The sequence below is a fragment of the Pseudomaricurvus hydrocarbonicus genome (genome assembly GCF_011602365.1).
Lineage (GTDB): Bacteria > Pseudomonadota > Gammaproteobacteria > Pseudomonadales > Cellvibrionaceae > Pseudomaricurvus > Pseudomaricurvus hydrocarbonicus.
Window position 1 is genome coordinate 155,333 of record NZ_JAAONZ010000008.1, and the last position, 18,058, is coordinate 173,390.

At 55.9% G+C, this 18,058-nt stretch carries 11 protein-coding genes (1 of these 11 only partly in view); all 11 read left to right on the plus strand.

What is annotated here, in order from left to right:
* A protein-coding gene (locus G8770_RS12280; RefSeq protein WP_167186880.1) for a DUF4347 domain-containing protein crosses the window boundary here: on the plus strand, nt 1–7,521 show its final stretch. It extends 21,219 nt beyond the left edge of the window; the window shows 7,521 of its 28,740 coding nt (coding positions 21,220–28,740); its start codon lies off the left edge, out of view; it ends in the stop codon at nt 7,519–7,521.
* Nucleotides 7,522–7,580: 59 nt separating this feature from the next.
* Nucleotides 7,581–7,898, plus strand: a complete 318-nt coding sequence (locus tag G8770_RS12285) for a DUF3467 domain-containing protein (protein ID WP_167186883.1) — start codon at nt 7,581–7,583, stop codon at nt 7,896–7,898.
* A gap of 5 nt (nt 7,899–7,903) precedes the next feature.
* Complete coding sequence (locus G8770_RS24555) at nt 7,904–9,784, plus strand: efflux RND transporter periplasmic adaptor subunit (protein ID WP_167186886.1); 1,881 nt, start codon at nt 7,904–7,906, stop codon at nt 9,782–9,784.
* A gap of 41 nt (nt 9,785–9,825) precedes the next feature.
* Nucleotides 9,826–11,964, plus strand: a complete 2,139-nt coding sequence (locus G8770_RS12295) for a site-2 protease family protein (RefSeq protein ID WP_167186889.1) — start codon at nt 9,826–9,828, stop codon at nt 11,962–11,964.
* The gene (locus G8770_RS12300) at nt 11,957–14,014 is read left to right on the plus strand and encodes a preprotein translocase subunit SecA (RefSeq protein WP_167186892.1); all 2,058 of its coding nucleotides are present in this window, start codon (nt 11,957–11,959) and stop codon (nt 14,012–14,014) included. Before G8770_RS12295 ends, G8770_RS12300 begins: the two co-directional genes overlap by 8 nt.
* A 49-nt stretch (nt 14,015–14,063) precedes the next feature.
* On the plus strand, nt 14,064–14,825 hold the full coding sequence (locus G8770_RS12305) for an efflux RND transporter periplasmic adaptor subunit (protein ID WP_167186895.1): 762 nt from the start codon (nt 14,064–14,066) through the stop codon (nt 14,823–14,825).
* Between the two features lie 350 nt (nt 14,826–15,175).
* Nucleotides 15,176–15,487: a 30S ribosomal protein S10 gene (rpsJ, locus tag G8770_RS12310; protein WP_167000055.1), complete on the plus strand. Its 312-nt coding sequence runs from the start codon at nt 15,176–15,178 to the stop codon at nt 15,485–15,487.
* A gap of 133 nt (nt 15,488–15,620) precedes the next feature.
* Nucleotides 15,621–16,262: a 50S ribosomal protein L3 gene (rplC, locus tag G8770_RS12315; protein ID WP_167186898.1), complete on the plus strand. Its 642-nt coding sequence runs from the start codon at nt 15,621–15,623 to the stop codon at nt 16,260–16,262.
* A gap of 18 nt (nt 16,263–16,280) precedes the next feature.
* Complete coding sequence (gene rplD / locus G8770_RS12320) at nt 16,281–16,895, plus strand: 50S ribosomal protein L4 (protein ID WP_167186901.1); 615 nt, start codon at nt 16,281–16,283, stop codon at nt 16,893–16,895.
* The gene (gene rplW / locus G8770_RS12325; RefSeq protein ID WP_167186904.1) at nt 16,892–17,188 is read left to right on the plus strand and encodes a 50S ribosomal protein L23; all 297 of its coding nucleotides are present in this window, start codon (nt 16,892–16,894) and stop codon (nt 17,186–17,188) included. Before rplD ends, rplW begins: the two co-directional genes overlap by 4 nt.
* Nucleotides 17,189–17,201: 13 nt before the next feature.
* Nucleotides 17,202–18,029 (plus strand): 50S ribosomal protein L2, encoded by an 828-nt coding sequence (rplB, locus tag G8770_RS12330; protein ID WP_167186906.1) that lies wholly within the window; start codon nt 17,202–17,204, stop codon nt 18,027–18,029.
* Nucleotides 18,030–18,058 lie beyond the last annotated feature (29 nt).

An 18,058-nucleotide genomic window follows, 5' to 3' on the forward strand; every position in this document is an offset into this window, starting at 1 on the left:
GAAATTGCCTATATTGCCGCCGACAACTCCAAGCAGTTTGTCCGGGATCTGCTGGCTATTTCTTTTGAAACCGCAGCGGATATCGCCATCACCGTATCCGCCAATGCGGTTGAGCAGGTAAACCTGTTGCGTGAAGACGCGATGAGCGCTGTACACCGCGAAGGGCAGAACGGCCAGTTGCACTTTACAGGCATGGATAAGGCTACTTTAAAGCTCAGTGCGGCCGATGGACAGGAAGTTACCCTGGACAATGACAACTTTACCGGGCTGTTGAATGTCGAAGGCGGAGCTGCCGATGACGTGATTAATATCGAACGCATCGCGGCTGAAACTGTCGTTCATGCCGGTGCCGGCGATGACACCATCAATGTCGGCAGCGCCCAACTGCTGGAGCAGATCGGTGCCTCCCTGTATCTGTTCGGTGAAGAAGGCAACGATCAGATCATTGTCGATGACTCGGCCAATGCCACTGACCAGCAGCTCACCATCGATCAGAACTGGCTACAGCACACCACCAGCTTTGAACAGCTCAACAGCTTGTCCAATATCCTGTCGCTGACCGGGATTACCGATGCAGAGAACGATGCGCTGAGTGAAAAGCTGGAAGTGAGCTCGGTGGGCGTAGGTCAGGCTGCCATGAACATGAATCTTGACAGCCTTAACAACGTCGCCGCGGAAATGGCCAACAGCCTGCTGGGACGTTTGCAAACGGTGGTGTCCGGTCTCGACGACACGCTGGAACAATCCATTGCAGATACTGAAGCGTTGTTGAAAGAGCGCGACAAAGAGCTGTTGGAAAACCAGATTAAGCTATACGTGCGTACCCATTTGTATGAAACCGGGGAAGGGCTCGATAATCCGATGTCGATTGGTGACCGTATTCTTACCGAATTGAGTGAGCTGGGGCTTAAGTCGGAGCAGGATTACACTGAGTACGATGTGCTGCTCACCTATGAAAGCAAAAAGGTTCGTAAAGTTACCGGCTGGAGCAGTTTCTGGGGTGCCGTGTTTGATGTAGTGACTGTCTGGATCCCCAATTACGAAGTCATGGTGGATAATGCCACCAGTAATCAGGGGGACAAAATCTACAGCCTGGTTGACGGTATTACCCAGGTTCGTAACTTTTTTAACAACACCAGTACCTGGAGCAGCTGGTACAACAACAACATCAATAATGTGGGCGAAGGGACCAACGATGGCCTGCAGTCATTCCTGGCTTTCTTTGGCATTACCCCCAGTGGCTCTGAGCTGCAACAGGTGGCCGATGGCATTGAAGACTTTATTGATGGCTCACTGTATGAGCTGGTGAGAGACTCCTTTGTCAACAAACGCCAGTACATCAACGGCGGCAAACTGACCGCGGAAGATAAAATTGAGTTGTACCTGGTGAATGAGGCCAGCAGCTCCAAATACAACAATATCCTGGCTTTGGGTAAGTTGTATGATGAAGCCAAGGCGGATTATACCGGTGCGCGATCGGTGTTTGAGACTCTGCTCGAGGATCGTGGCATCGATGGAGATATGAGGAAAGAGCTCTATGAGAAATATCGCAATGATTCGCACATCCTGGGCTTTGATTTTAGTGCCACCAATCATACTGCCGACAAACTGATTGAGTCGGTCTCGGCCTTCTCTATTGATATGTCGGAGGCCGGTATCGATCCGGAGGCGCATCTGTCATCCGGTATCGAGAGCAAGTTGAATACCTTGAACGGTAGTTTCGCGGCTCACTATGAAAGCCTGATTGCTGGCACCCTGACGGAAGTCAGTGACGCCCTCAGCGATGGTGTCACCATCGCTGAGCTGAGTGGTGTCATTAATCGACTGGAGGGTTTGATTCAGGCTCTGGATCCGGAGCGAGCCTCGGCCGAGGACAACAGCCTGGGGGCCGAGGCCGCGTTTGTGAAATCGCCGGTCTATGCTGAGCTGGCTGCCGCCACGCAAAACGGTTTGTCGTCCCTGTTGGTCGAGTTGCAAGACCTGATGCAGGATATCAACAGCACCTCAACGGTGATGGGAAGCATCAGTACTGATCTGGATTCCTATCAGGACTTGAAAACCCAGTATCAGGACACGGCCTATCAACAGGCCCTGGAAACCTACAAATCCGCCAAGACCGTTACTGAGGATTTCACCCAGTACAGTGAGCGTTATCTGTCCGGTGGTGTCTCCGAGTCAACCCAGTCCACCATGACAGAGGTTAACCAGGTGACCCGCAGCGCTGATCGTTTTGGGGCCTTTGTCGATGCCATTGAAGGGGGCTTTGACCTGGAGGCGTTCAGTGCCGACTTTGTCAGTGCACAAAATGAGTTAGCCACCTTTGTGGACAACAATCCTGAATACATCGACTCCCTGACGGTGGAGCAACGTTTCACCGCCATGGTGAAATCGCTGCAGCAGGATGGCATCGATATCGCTACACCGCTGATCATCAATGTGATTCAGGAAGGGTTGTTCGAGGACGCCTACAACAAGGCAGTGGCGGACTTCAATGCGCTCATACCTGCGTTAAAGGCAGAGTACACAAAAGCGGTTGGCTACTGGTGGTATACAGAGACTGTCCAGCTGGACTACACCAATGACTCGCGTTATGTGCAGGCATTAACTCTGAAAAATACCCTCAAGCAGAAATGGAACCAGGCGCAGGCTTATGTGAATGCGGCATCCATAGATCAGGACCTGCTAAATCAGTTGAAGCAAACCTACAGCCAGGTGGCCAGCGATGCCGGTGCTGTGATTGCCGCCGCAAAAAGTGAGTACGATGAACTTTCCGCCGTGATTAATGCCAAGTTCTATGTGCTGAAAGCGCTGGGTGGTTTTACCGTCGAGGTGTTGGTTGACAGTCGTGGCGATCAGGCGGCGGCCAGCTTTGTCGAGGGTAATGGCATGACCACTAACCTCACCAGCTTCATGGAAACCTACGAGGTGCTCGACAGCGAAACACTTGACTCATCCACCAATGAGTTCTTGCCGGGAGCCTCATCACGTTCCGTGGTGGTGGCCAGAACCAACGTAACCTCAGAGCAGGTTACCTCTTTGAACTGGTCGAATGGTCTCAACATTCACGTCGGTTACGACGATTTGGAAAGCCTCACCGTCAACCTGGGCAGTGGCGCCGATCAAGTGGATGTGGCTGCGACCCTGGGTCAGGTTGATGCCAGTGTGATCATTAATGCCGGTTCCGGTAACGATGACATTACAGCGGGTAATGAATTTGGGGATACCGCGGGTATCGTGGCTTCGCTGATTGTGGATGGCGATGCTGGTGATAATCATCTGCTGATTGATGACTCCGGTAGCCTTGCTGCCGATATGGTGACCATTGATGCCGTGGATGTGGATGGCAAACGCTACGAGCGTGTCCGTGGTGTCACGACGGGAGATATCCTGTTTGCCGTGGCCGATGGGGCCAATAGCCTCGATCTGCAATTGGGCAGTGGCGACGACCAGGTCACCGTCAATGACCTGATTGCCAATACCGATACGCGTATTTTTGCCGGCAACGGTGAGGATCACATGGTCGTGAATGGCTTTGGTCCTCACACCGCCGCGTCTCTGTTGTTGGATGGTCAAGTCGATGACGATGTGATTGATGCGGGCAATGCGGCGTTCGGTATTACCGCTGAAGGTGGCGCTGGCAATGATCAAATCCAGGGCTCAGCCTACGCCGATATTATTGCTGGGGGTGACGGTAACGACCAGGTTCTGGCCGGCGCCGGGGATGACTGGGTCGAGGGCGGTGACGGCTCCGACACCCTCCGTGGTGAAGCGGGCGACGACACCATTGTCGGCGACCAAGGCAATGACCTGATTCTGGGCAACGGCGGCAACGATAGCCTGCAGGGTGGTTTGGGTGACGATGTTATCTTTGGCGATGACGGCCAGGTGCTCGACGCTGCCAACAACTCCTTACTGGCCGCACAACTGTCGTTGATGGCGAAAATCGAAACCACCGAATCCGCCGATGCCGGTAATGATGTTATCGACGGCAATGACGGTGATGATCGCTTGTTAGCGGGCGCCGGTGATGACGTCATCAGTGAAGCCCTGGGCGATAACCTGATCGTCGCTGACCATGGTGTGATCTACTACGCGGGGAATTTGTTGACTCGTTTTGAGTCCACCGCGGACAGCGATGGTGGTGACGATCAGATTACCCTGGCCGGTGACGGCATCAACAGCATCATCGCCGGTTATGGCAGCGATCAGTTGACGTTGATGGGTGAGGTTAACCTGATTGCCGATAATGGTTTTATCGAATTTGCCGAAGACGGTTCCGTGACACGGCTGCAGGGGAACAACCTGACGCCCGTTGTCGCGGGTATTGCCGATGATGTGATTACGCAAACGGGCGGTCGTAGCAGAATCATTGCCGGTCTGGGCGATGATTCTGTCAGTGTCACGGACGCCGAAGCCTATGTGCTGGCTGATAGCGGTGAAATCAACGTCACTCTGCAGCAAGTGAGCCATATGATGGCCAGCGGTTTCACCAGTGGTGGCAATGATAGCTTGCAACTGATGAACTCGCAGACTTATGTGGTGGCGGGCCTGGGTGCCGATAGCATCAGCGGCAGTGGCGGTTCCAGCTACCTGCTGGCGGATGCCGGTGAAATTCTGTGGCGCAGCAGCGGCACACTGCAACGAATCCGAACAACAGACTCGTCGCTCGGCGCCGACGATGACATTAACTTTGCCGATGGCAATCACACGATTCTGGCCGGCTACGGCAACGATGTGGTGACCACCGGCATTGGTGACGACGACATCATTGGCGACAACGGCCAGATTGATTACGACAGCAGCGGCAACGTCAGTCTGATGCAGACCACCGACGTGGACGCATCGACCGCCGGCAACGACACCCTGGATGCCGACGACGGCTTCAACCGTGTGCTCGCTGGTTTGGGTCAGGATGCGGTCAGCACCGGCAGCGGTGTCGATCATATCTTCGGCGACAGTGGTGAGCTGGTGTACGTCGACAACGTCCTGGTGCGAGCGACCTCCACGGTCACCGCCGCAGGGGGCGACGATCAGATCACTGACAGCGGTAACGATGGCGTGGTTTTGGCGGGTCAGGGGGCCGACACGGTCACCACCGGTGACGGCAACCACTGGATCCTGGGCGACAACGGCGAGCTGCTTTGGACGCTGGCGGGTGTGCCGGTACAGGTGCGCACCACGGCGCTGGATCAGGGCGGTGACGACACGATCCGCACCGGCCTGTTGGGCAACAACACGGTGCTGGCCGGCTACGGCAACGATGTGGTGACCACCGGCATTGGTGACGACGACATCATTGGCGACAACGGCCAGATCGATTACGACAGCAACGGCAACGTCAGTCTGATGCAGGCCACCGACGTGGACGCATCGACCGCCGGCAACGACACCCTGGATGCCGACGACGGCTTCAACCGTGTGCTCGCCGGTCTGGGTCAGGATGCGGTTGCAACTGGCGATGGCATCGCTCATATCCTCGGGGATAACGGTGAGCTGTTGTATCTGGACTCGGTCCTGGTGCGTGCCTCCAGTACCATCCCGGGTGCCGGTGATAACGACCGCGTTAGTCTGGGGGATGGTAATGCGGTGGTCTTGCTGGGTGACGGAGATGACCAGCTGCAGGCCGGCTCTGGCGACAAGCAGGTGCTCGGTGATAATGGTGACATCCTGTGGACCACCGCAGGCGTGTTGCAGCAAATTCGCACGACTCAGCCTGAGTTGGGCGGCGACGATCAGATTGCTTTGGCCGACGGCAACAACACGGTGCTGGCAGGCAAGGGCAACGATGTGGTGACCACCGGCATTGGTGACGACGACATCATTGGCGACAACGGTCAGATCGATTACGACAGCAATGGCCTGGTGAGCCTGCTGCAGAGCACGGATACGGGCAGCGGCACGGCTGGCAACGACCAGCTCAGCGCGGGTGATGGCAGCAACCGTCTGTTGGGTGGTCTGGGTGCCGATAATCTCAGCTCCGGCAACGGCTCCGCCCAGGTACTGGGCGATAATGGAGAGCTTGAGTACCTCGACGGCGTACTGGTGCGTCTCTCTTCCCGCCAGCCGGGACAGGGTGATAGCGATCAGATTGCACTTGGCAATGGTCCGGCGGCGGTGATTGCCGGAGACGGAGATGACCAAATCACGGGAGGGGATGGCGACAAGATCCTGCTGACCGACAGCGGTGAAATTCTCTGGCGCGCCGACGGCACCCTGTTGCAGGTGCGCACCACCGAGGCCGCGTTAGGTGGTGCTGACCGGGTCACCATGACTGGGGGTGACAACACCGTACTGGCCGGTCAAGGCGACGATCAGATACAAACCGCCGCTGGTAACGACGATATCATTGGTGACAATGGCCAGATCGATTACGACAGCAACGGCAACCTGGTGCTGATGCAGACCACCGATGTGGACGCCTCGACCGCGGGTAATGACACCATCCTTTCCGGCGCTGGCAATGATCGGGTGATGGCGGGTTTCGGCCAGGACCAGGTCGACAGCGGTGCCGGTGATGATTGGGTGATGGCGGATCAGGGCATCTTTGAGTTTTTCAACAATGCCTTCCTGTCAGCCACCACCATGTCCGAACCGCTGGGCGGCAATGATACCGTGTGGCTGGGCAGCGGTGATGACCGCGTCTTTGGTGGTGGTGGCGACGACCGCCTTTACGGTGAGTCTGGCAACGATATTCTGGTGGGTGACTTCGCCGACATGGGCTACAACAATGCGGGCAAGTTCTTTGTCGATACCTCGCATCTGGGCATGGGCGGTAATGACCTGCTGAATGGCGGCGATGACTATGACTGGATGTTGGGCGGTGCCGGCCGGGATGTGTTTGAGGGGCTGTTTACCACGGACCTGATTCTGGGCAACTACGGCCGCATCACGCTGGATTCGGAGCTCAACGGGGCTCGGGTTTCAGGGCTGCCGGGTCAGCTCGATTTGATTGGTGGCAAGCAGGCGGGTTTGTACAACGGTGAACAGCTGGAGCCTGAGTTCTCCTGGGATTCGTTGCTGCTGGTGTATCTGGAGAATACCAGTAACATCAAGTCCGATACCGCTTTGACGCTGGTACCGGTTTCCCACAACGCCGAAGAACTGGCCAAGTTGAGTGACGAGCAGCTGCAGCAGTTCCTGCAAAGTCTGCCCGTTCCGAGCCACGCGGATTGTCAAACCGGATCGGCTCAACCGCAAGATTGTCCCGCGGAAATCGAGGGCGACCAAGCGCTGCCGTCATCGACTCAACCTGACGCCGGCCAGCCGACTTATCCAGAATCGCGGACTCAACCAGAATCGCCGCTGTCCGATGAGCAGGGCAGTGCGGTGATTTCGCCTGCACTGGTCAACGTCGCCCTGTTGGCTGCCGTGCAACGGCGTGGTTGGCATTTCGGTACCGCTAAAGGGCACGAGGATCAGTCCGCCTGGCAGCAGCGCCAGCGACGATCCCTGGATGCTTCGAAATTGTTGATCTGGGAAAAAGGCAAGCAGGACAACGAAGACCCGGATAAGGTACATTAAGTCCGGGTGCCACAACAAAATGAAACATAAGTAATAACTACTGACCATTGGGGAAAAACATGAGTGACAACGAAAAGAATACAGCCAGTAATAATGCCGTTAACAACGCCGGCGCCGCTGGGGGGCCCAAACTGAGATGGGACGACAGTAAAATGCGCAGTACTTACGCCAATGTCTGTAACGTTTCCAGTACCCGGGAAGAAGTGACGCTGCTGTTTGGCACCAACTCCACCTGGCACACCGGCCAAAAAGAAGTGGCCATCACCCTGTCAGATCGCATCATCCTCAACCCTCACGCCGCCAAGCGTTTGAGCGCCCTGTTGGGCAAGGTGGTGGAAGAATACGAGACCCGCTTTGGTGCGGTCGGTGATGTCTAACGCCGGTGACTGCTGAAACCTCTATACCTTCGCCAGAGGCGCTGGCAAAGCAAGATAATACTCCGGCCCGTTTGACCCTGGATGAACTGAACCAGTTTGCCGAGCGTGGCCAGGGTTACGATGCCTGGTTGCACAATCTGATGGCGGACATTCCGGCGTTCAATGCCGCCTTACTGGCGGTGCAAACGGACCGGGGTGTGATGCAACCGGTCACGCTGTGGCCACGGCAACAGGCTCAGCTGGATCGCTTGGGCGACCTGGTGGATGCCTGCGGTGAGCGGCAGAGGCCCTTGATTCTGTCGCCGACAACCGGTGAGGAGTATGGCCTGGCCTATCCGCTGTTTGTGGATGGCTTTATGGTGGCGGTGTTTGCCGGTTATGTGTCTTTGTCTACGCACGACCCCGACGTGGTCATGGCCGATGTGGAGAAGCACAGTCTCTGGATCGAAAGCCGTTTTCATCGCGACGCCTATCAACAGCAACGGGAAGCCTTCCAGCGCCAGCAGGCCGTTATTGATGGCTATGTGGCCGTGAGCAAGGGCAAGGCCATCAAGCAAGCGGCGCTGCAATGGGTCGATTCACTGGCGCGGGGCTTCGATTGCGATCGTGTCTCCATGGGCGTGGTCAAGCAAGGGCTGGTAACGCTGGATGTGATTTCCGGCAGCAGTGATTTTGCCCTCAACAACGTCACCGCCAAGCAAATTACCCAGGCGATGCAAGAGGCCTGCGATCAGCGCCGTGCCATCGTCTGGCCAGTAGCCGATGCCGAGACTGATGAGGCAGACACGGCTATTGATGGCGGAGGTATCCGCCTGCAAGCGGAAAAACTGTCGCTGGCGCAGCGCAACGCCGCCGTGCTGACTGTGCCGGTCTATTACCAGGATGAAATCGATCTGGTGTTGACGTTTGAACGCCCGGCCAAAGCACCGTTTACGCAGCTGGACGTTGATCGGCTCGAAGCCAATGTGGCTCTCGTCGGGGTGGCGTTTCACCACCGCCAGCAAGCCGAGCTGTCCTTTTGGGGAGGCTGCCGACGTCATGTCCGTTTGCAATTGGAGCGCTTGCTGGCACCGGGATACGTCAAGCGCAAGTTGTTCTTTATCGGCCTGACCGCACTGGTGGTGTTTTTTTCACTGGCTCGGGGCGAGTATCAGATTAATGCTGACGCGGTGTTGGAACCGCTTCAGATTCGGGTAGTGTCGGCGCCGTTTAACGGCTACCTCAAGTCTGCTGGCTTCCGGGCGGGCGACCGGGTAGAGAAGGGCCAATTGCTCGCCTCCATGGAAGACAATGAGCTGCGGCTGGAAAAAATCAAGTCCATCAGTCTGTTGTCGCAGAACAACAAGCAGTATACCGAAGCTCTGGCCGGACGCGACCGGGCGCAGGCCCAGATTTACGCTGCGCAAATGGATCAGGCCAAGGCGCAATTGGCTTCGGCGGAACGCAAGCTGGAGCGCTCAGAGCTGAGGGCAGCTTTTGATGCGTTGGTGGTCAGTGGTGATTTGAGTCAGCGCATTGGTGGTTCTGTGTCTCAGGGCGAAGAGCTGTTTCGACTTTCTCCCATGACCGATTATCGTTTGATTCTCTACGTCAACGAATATCGCGTTGGCGATGTGCTCTCGGGGCAACGCGGACGTGTGGTGTTGTCGTCCATGCCTGATAAAGGCTTCGACTTCGAGGTGAAGATGCTCACGCCAGTGACGGAAGTGCGGGATGGCTCCACGGTTTTTCGGGTGGAAGCGCGTTTGTCCGCGACTCATGCGTTGTTTCGGCCGGGGCTGGTAGGAATCGCCAAGGTCTCTGCCGGCCGGCGTCACCTGATAGATATCTGGACACTCGATCTGCGCAAGTGGCTGGCGCTAAAGCTTTGGTCTTTTTGGGGCTGATGCCCGGGTTTTTCAGAAATTAGGCAGGGAAACACAGGGCAATGTCACTGTTCAGCAAAAACTGGTATCTGGTTGAAAGCCTCAAGCCGCGCTTAAAACCCCAGGTCGAAATTACACCTCAACAGCAGCGTGGCGAGCGGGCCTATGCCCTGCGCGATCCGGTGTCGGGCTCCATTCAGCTTTATACCGAGCAAGCCTACACCGTCGTCGGGCTGATGAATGGCGAGCGCAGCCTGAACGATATCTGGCTGCTGGCCGGCGACTCCCTGCAGGATGCGCTGCCGACTCAGCAAGATGTTATTTCCCTGGTGGCTTCACTGTACCAGTTGGACATGCTCTATCTGGACGCGCCTGGTAACGCGTTGGATTTATTCCAGCGTCGGGACAAAAAGCAGGAGAAAAAGCGCCTGCAGAAACTCTATTCGCCGCTGTCTGTTCAAATCCCTTTGTGGGATCCGACCCGTTTCCTCGATCGCTTTTGTCCGCTGGTGGATCGATTGATGGGCAAGTGGCTGCTGGCTTTGTACCTGCTGGTGACGCTGACCGGACTGGTGGTCGCGGCGCAGCATTTCGAGGCACTGACGGCAAACGCGGCCGATCGTATTCTGGCCGCAGAAAATTTGTTCTTGCTGTGGTTCCTCTACCCGCTGGTGAAAATTATTCACGAGCTGGGGCATGCCGTTATCGTACGCCGATACGGTGGCCAGGTGCATGAAGTCGGGGTGATGTTCCTGGTGTTTTTCCCCATGCCCTACGTCAATGCCTCCGAGTCGGCGGCCTTTTCCAGCAAGTACCAGCGTATGACGGTGGCCGCAGCCGGGTTAATTGTGGAATTGTTTATCGCCGCTGTGGCGGTGATTCTGTGGAGCATGGCCAGTGAGGGCATGGTCAAATCCATGCTCTATAACGTGGCGTTTATGGCGGGTGTGTCGACGCTGCTGTTTAATGGCAACCCGCTGCTCAAGTTCGACGCCTACTATGTCTTGTCCGACTACCTGGAAATCCCCAATTTGGCGAAAAAATCGGTCAGTTATTGGGGCTATCTGGTCAAACGCTACGTTTTCCGTTTTCGAGAACTGGAGGATCCGGCCCAGGATCTTCGCGAGCGCTACTGGCTGTTTTTCTACAACCTGTTTTCCTTCGTGTACCGGGTCGTGATTTCCATCTCCATCATCTTGTTTATCGGCAGTCAGTACTTTGTGGTGGGGGTTATGCTGGGTATCTGGACCCTGGTCAGCAGTTGGGTTATCCCGTTTGTTAAAACCGTCAGCAAGCCGTTTACCGAGCCGCAATTTGCCTATCAGGGCCTCAACCCGAAGTGGGTGATGGCGGTGTTGGCACTGATGTGTTGGGGGCTGCTGTTTAAATTGCCGCTGCCCTACAGTTACACCGCCGCCGGTGTCTCCTGGACCGAACCCCACGAGCGGCTTTACGCCGGCGAGTCGGGGTTTGTCGAGCGCATACAGCTGCCGGCCGACGGTCAGGTGCTCGCGGGTCAGGAGCTTATCATCCTCACCAATTACGAACTGCTCGACCGCCTGGCGTCCGTCAAGGCGCAGTTGCAGGAGGCGCGCTCGCGGGTGCGTTCGGCCTACCAGGATCGGGCTCGCTCTAGCCTGGGGCAGGCTGAAGTCACGCGTTTTCAGGATGAACTGGCGGACATTGAATCGGCCTTGCTGCAAACCTCGGTACAGGCCCGCACCAACGGTCGCATGGTAGTACAAGACCCGCAAACGCTGCCGCATCGCTATCTGAAGCGCGGTGAAATCATCGGTTATGTGTTGCATCCCGAGCGTCCACTGACGGTGCGGGTGGCGGTCGCGGAAACCGCGGCTGAGCGTGTGCTGGGGCAGGTTCAGGGGGTGAGCTTACGGCCGGCTTCGGATCGCAGTGAGGAAATTCCGGCAACACTGGCCGCAGTGGTACCGCGGGTCAGTAAAGAGATTCCCAGTCCGGTGCTGTCGACCCAAGGGGGAGGCGAGATTATTCTGGACCCCTCCAGCGACCAGGCCCTGCAGTCTCTGGAAAATTATGTCCTGATTGAGGTGGAAGCCGCAGGCCTGCCCATGACGCGTGTGTTCGAGCGCTTCTATGTGCGTTTTGACCTGCCGTCAGAGCCGCTGGCCAAGCGTCTTTACCGCCAGCTGCGGCAGGTGTTTATCGAGGAGTTCGATGTCTAGCGCCTCCCGTTCGGGCCGGTCGCCATGGCCGGCACGTCATGCCGTCTCGGTTGCCCTTCGGCCTGAGCGCGATTACTACACTCTGTCCTGGCTGGATCGATACTGGCGTGCGCTCTACAGTCGATGTTTGTGGCCGCTGCCGCGGCTGTGGTTTTCTCCCGGGCGCCTGGCGCGAAAGATCATCACCGCCTCTGACGTTTTACAGCCTCTGGATGAGGCCGAATTTCAGCAGCATTTACTGGCTGTGCGGCAGCGTCTGGTGCGCGAGGGCATTCAGTTGTCGACACTGGTGATGGCCTTTGCCGCGGTGCGTGAAGCCGCTGGCCGCAGCCTGGGGATGCGCCATCACCATACCCAGATTCGGGCGTCGCTGATCATGTTGCGCGGCATGGTGGCGGAAATGGCCACGGGTGAAGGCAAGACGCTCGCCTGTACCCTGGCGTCCTGCACCGCGGCAATGGCGGGCATTAAAGTGCATGTGGTGACCACCAACGATTACCTGGCGGAACGGGACTGTGAGGAAATGCTGCCGCTGTTCCATTATCTGGGGCTGTCGGCGGGAGCTCTCAACAGTGACACGGAGCTGCCACAGCGGCAGAAAATTTATCACAGCGATATCCTCTACAGCGCCAACAATGAATTGGTGTTTGACTATCTTAAGGATCTGCTGGTGCTTGGCGAGCGCCGGCAAACCGTGGATGTCTATCGCGACAGCCTGACCACCGGCGCGGCCTCGATTACCGGACAGCTGATGCATCAGGGGTTGGTGTTTGCGATTGTCGATGAAGCCGACAGTGTGTTCATTGACGAGTCGCGTACACCGCTGGTGATCTCCGGCGGGGATTTACCGCAGGCCGATAGCGAGGATTTTCTGCGGCAGATTATGTCGCTGGCGCAAACCCTGGAAGAGGGACGACAGTACGAGATTGCCTGGCAGCAGCGGCGCATTATCCTGTTGCCGGCCGGTCGGCAAGGCATAGAGACTCTGGCGGAATCCGCAGAGGCTGGGATGAGCTGGCTGCAGCGTGCCCGCAGCGAGGAGCTGCTGGTCCAGGCCTTAACGGCGTTGCACCTCTTTCAACGCGACAAGCACTACATTGTTGGCGTCGAACCCGGGTCCGACGACGATGAGTCTGCGGCCAAGGTGATGATTGTCGATGACTATACCGGTCGCCTGGCGGCAGATCGTTCCTGGGAGGGCGGGCTGCACCAGTTGATCGAAATTAAGGAAGACTGTGAGCTGACCCAGCCGCAAAAAACGCTGGCCAAAATCAGTTATCAGCAATTTTTCCGTAAATACTTTTATCTGTCCGGCATGACCGGTACCGCCAGAGAGGTCAAGGACGAGTTCTACAGCGTCTATGGGCTGCTGGTGTACAAGGTGCCGCTGTTGCGCAAAAGCCGCCGCCGGTTGCTGCGCTATCGGGTCTACCCCACCATGGCGGCCAAGGAGCAGGCCATCATCGCTGCGGTGCAGAAAAAAATTGCCGCCGGGCAGGCGGTGCTGGTCGGCACCGCCACCGTGGACCAGTCAGAACGTCTGGCGCAGCAGCTGCAGGCGGCAGAGATTGAGTTCGAGCTTCTCACCGCCAAGCAGGATGCCGATGAGGCTGGCGTGGTGGCGCGGGCGGGTCAGAGCGGACGGGTAACCCTGGCCACCTCCATGGCCGGGCGCGGTACGGACATCAAGCTCACAGCGCAAACGCGCGAGGCCGGTGGCCTGCACGTCATCATTTGCGAATTGCAGGATGCCAGTCGTATCGACCGGCAACTGGAAGGTCGCGGAGCCCGTCAGGGCGACCCCGGCAGCGTGGAGTACCTGTTGTCTTTCGACGACCCGCTGGTGCAGGTGTATGGACGCAAGCTGTATCGTTTGCTCCAGCCGCTGTTCTTCCTGCCTTATATAGGTCACTGGTGTGGGCGACGCCTGCAGCGGTATTGCCAGTGGCAGCTGGAGCGCAAGCACGCCCGTGAGCGCCGAATGACCCAAAAAAACGATGAGCAGGAAAAGAAAACGCTGGCGTTCCTGGGGGATGGCAAGTGGGGATAGAAGCAGAGATAATGATTTTGAAGACAGTGACAGTAATTGAGGGGAAGGGATGAAAGGGCGACAGAGACTTGCGACGCGGTCGATCGCGGCGACGTTGACGCTGGCCATGTCGGCCATGTCGGTGATGGCCGCTGAACCGGCCGAGACACCGTCCTATCTGCCCTCCGTGGGGTGTATTATCGAGCCCAGCGTGCGGATTGAAGTGTCCAGCCCGGTAGAGGGCGTGCTGGAGCAGCGGCCGATCAAGCTGGGTGAGGACGTGAAAAAAGGCCAGTTGCTGTTTTCCCTGCGCTCGGACGTGGAAAAAGCCTCGGTCGAGTTGGCTCGGATACGGGCAGAATTTGCCCTGCGCCACTATCAGCGCAACGACGACCTTTATCAGGATGAGTTGATCTCGGTGCACGAGCGCGATGAGTTCCAGACCGATTATCAGGTCACTCTGAAAGAGCTGCAGCAGTCTGAGGCGATCCTCGGGTTGCGTTCCGTGGTCAGCACCATCGATGGGGTGGTGGTGGATTATTTTGTTGAATCCGGTGAGTTTGTCACCACCGAGCCGGTCATGGCTTTGGCCACCCTCGACCCGCTGGAGGTGGAGGTGGTGATGCCCTACAGTTCGCTGGGCAGTGTGGGGCCAACAGATGTACTGACCGTGTTTCCGGTGGAGCCTGTTGGCGGCGAATACCGCGCCGCAGTGACGTTGATTGACCCGGTCATTGACGCCGCCAGTGGCACATACCGTATTCGAGCGCTGATTGATAACCCCAGGCGCCGGTTGCCGGCCGGGGTCGAATGCAAGGTCGGGAAAGGCTGATGGTCGGGGGGAGGGCTGGTTAATTCTGGCTAAAGTCTGTAGCCTGTTCGGCCAGGCAGCGGCAGGCTTCTCGTCTTAGATCCTTAGTAGATTCTTAGTAGATCCATGGTAGATCCTTATGGACCCTTAGTGGGTCCTTACCGGGGGGCAGCCATAAGAAACATATATATAAAGAAGAAAGAACGGTTGGCTGCCAATGCTCAAAATATATGCAAAATAGGTGTTGACTCACCAATCTCCCGTCTATAGAATTCGGCTTCCTTTTTTGACTCTGTCTAAAAGAGGAAAGTGTGTGGAATCGCCATCAAACGCGGTTCTTGTTCTTTATAGATTTTTGGAGTTTGGTTCACATGCAGAATCAACGCATTCGGATTCGCCTTAAGGCTTTCGATCACAAATTAATCGATACTTCTACCCAGGAGATCGTTGAGACCGCTAAGCGTACAGGTGCCCAGGTGCGCGGCCCAATTCCGCTGCCGACTCGCAAAGAGCGTTTCACCGTTCTGGTTTCTCCGCACGTCAACAAAGATGCGCGTGACCAGTACGAAATCCGCACACATAAGCGTTTGCTTGATATCGTAGAGCCAACTGAAAAAACCGTTGATGCACTGATGAAGCTGGATTTGGCTGCAGGTGTTGAGGTTCAGATCAGTTTAGGCTGATCTGTGTAGGTAAAAGAAAAACTCAAGTTTAAATACAATTTGTGCCGATACCTGACATTCCGTCAGGTTGTGTAACGCTCTGAAATGGGCGGCCATAGCGGGTAAAAGCCCCGTACACTGAGAGGTTAATGTAATGACGATTGGAATAATCGGTCGTAAAAGCGGTATGACCCGCGTTTTCACCGAAGAAGGTGTTTCCCTTCCTGTATCTGTGATTGAGGTTGATCCCAATCGCATCACCCAGGTTAAGAGCGTAGATACCGACGGTTACAGTGCTGTACAAGTAACCTTAGGGTCTCGTCGTGCCTCCCGTGTGACCAAGTCTCAGGCAGGTCATTTTGCCAAAGCATCTCAAGAAGCCGGTCGCGGCGTTTTTGAATTGCGCAACGACGAAGGCGAAGCTTTCGAAGTTGGTGGTGAAATTACTGTTGCTGCATTCGAGGCTGGTCAGCTTGTAGATGTTACTGGTAACTCCAAAGGTAAAGGTTTTGCTGGTGGCGTTAAGCGTTGGAACTTCCATATGCAAGACGCGACTCACGGTAACTCTCTTTCTCACCGTGCTCCTGGTTCAATTGGCCAATGCCAAACGCCAGGTCGTGTTTTCAAAGGCAAGAAAATGGCCGGACATATGGGTGCTGAACGCGTAACCGTTCAAAACCTTGAAATTGTTCGTGTCGACGCTGAACGTAATCTGTTGCTGGTTAAAGGTGCGATCCCCGGTGCTCCCGGTGGTGATGTGATCGTGCGTCCGGCTGTCAAGCAGCGCAACGGCTAAGTTCCGAGGGTTTCGACGATGGATTTGAATATTGCTACTCCCGAAGGCGCCAAAGGTACAGTAACTGTATCTGAAGTTGCATTCGGTAAAGAGTTTAATCAAGACCTGGTTCACCAGGCGGTAACTGCTTACTTGGCAGGCGCCCGTCAGGGAACTAAGGCACAGAAGAACCGTTCTGCGGTATCTGGCGGTGGCAAAAAGCCATGGCGTCAGAAAGGTACTGGCCGTGCACGTGCTGGTACTATCCGTAGCCCACTGTGGCGTTCTGGTGGCGTAACTTTCGCTGCTCAGCCACGTGATCATGCTCAGAAGCTGAATAAGAAAATGTACCGCGCTGCTTTGCGCTGCATTCTTTCTGAGTTGAACCGCCAGGAGCGTTTGGTTGTTGTTGAGTCTTTCGATATCGATGCTCCCAAGACCAAGTCTCTGGTTCAGCAATTGGCTCAGTACGACCTGAAAGACGCACTGATTGTGTCTGAACAAGTTAGCGAGAATCTGTATCTGGCATCACGCAACCTGCACAAGGTTGACGTTCGCGATGTTCAGGGTGTGGATCCGGTTAGCCTGATTCGCTTTGACAAGGTTGTTATGACTGTTTCAGCTCTGAAAAAGTTTGAGGAGATCCTGGGATGAGTCAAGAACGCCTCTACAAAGTATTGCTGGGTCCTGTGATTTCTGAGAAAGCTGCAAATGCTGGCGATGCTAGCAACCAGGTAGTTTTCAAAGTACTTCGCACTGGCACCAAGCAGGAAGTAAAAGCCGCAGTTGAAAAACTGTTTGACGTTAAAGTTGAAGAGGTTCGTACTCTTCTGGTCAAGGGTAAAACCAAGCGCACCAAACACGGTTTGGGCAAGCGCAGTGACTGGAAAAAAGCGTACGTACGTCTGGCCGAAGGTCAAGAAATTGACTTCGCCGTAGCGGAATAAGGGGATAGTTGCGATGCCTATTGTAAAACGTAAACCAACATCTCCGGGTCGCCGCTTCGTTGTAAGTGTTGTCAATCCGGATCTTCATAAAGGTGCTCCTTACGCTCCTCTTCTGGAAAAGAAGAGCAAGAGCGGCGGTCGTAATAACAACGGTCGTATTACCACTCGTCACGTTGGCGGTGGTCATAAGCAGCATTATCGAGTAATCGATTTTAAACGTAATAAGGACGGTATTCCTGCAAAGGTTGAGCGTCTGGAATACGATCCAAACCGCAGCGCTAACATTGCTCTGGTTTGCTACTTGGACGGTGAGCGTCGCTACATTATTGCACCTAAAGGTGTAAAAGCTGGTGATATGGTCGAGTCTGGTGAAGCCGCTTCTATTAAGCCTGGTAACACCCTGCCGATCCGCAACATCCCTGTGGGTAGTGTGATTCACTGTATTGAACTGAAGCCAGGTAAAGGTGCTCAAGTAGCACGTTCCGCCGGTACTTCTGCTCAATTAGTGGCGCGTGATGGCCGTTATGCGACTTTGCGTCTGCGTAGTGGCGAGATGCGTAAAGTACTCAGTGAGTGTCGTGCGACCTTGGGCGAAGTGTCCAACAGTGAGCACAACCTGCGTTCTCTGGGTAAGGCTGGTGCTTCTCGTTGGCGCGGTGTGCGACCAACTGTTCGCGGTGTCGCGATGAACCCTGTAGATCACCCACATGGTGGTGGTGAAGGTCGTACCTCTGGTGGCCGTCATCCCGTTTCTCCATGGGGTACGCCTACTAAGGGTGCTAAGACCCGTAAGAACAAGCGCACCGATAAGATGATTGTACGCCGTCGCGGTAAGAAATAAGCGACTGGCTAAACACTAGCTGAAGAGGA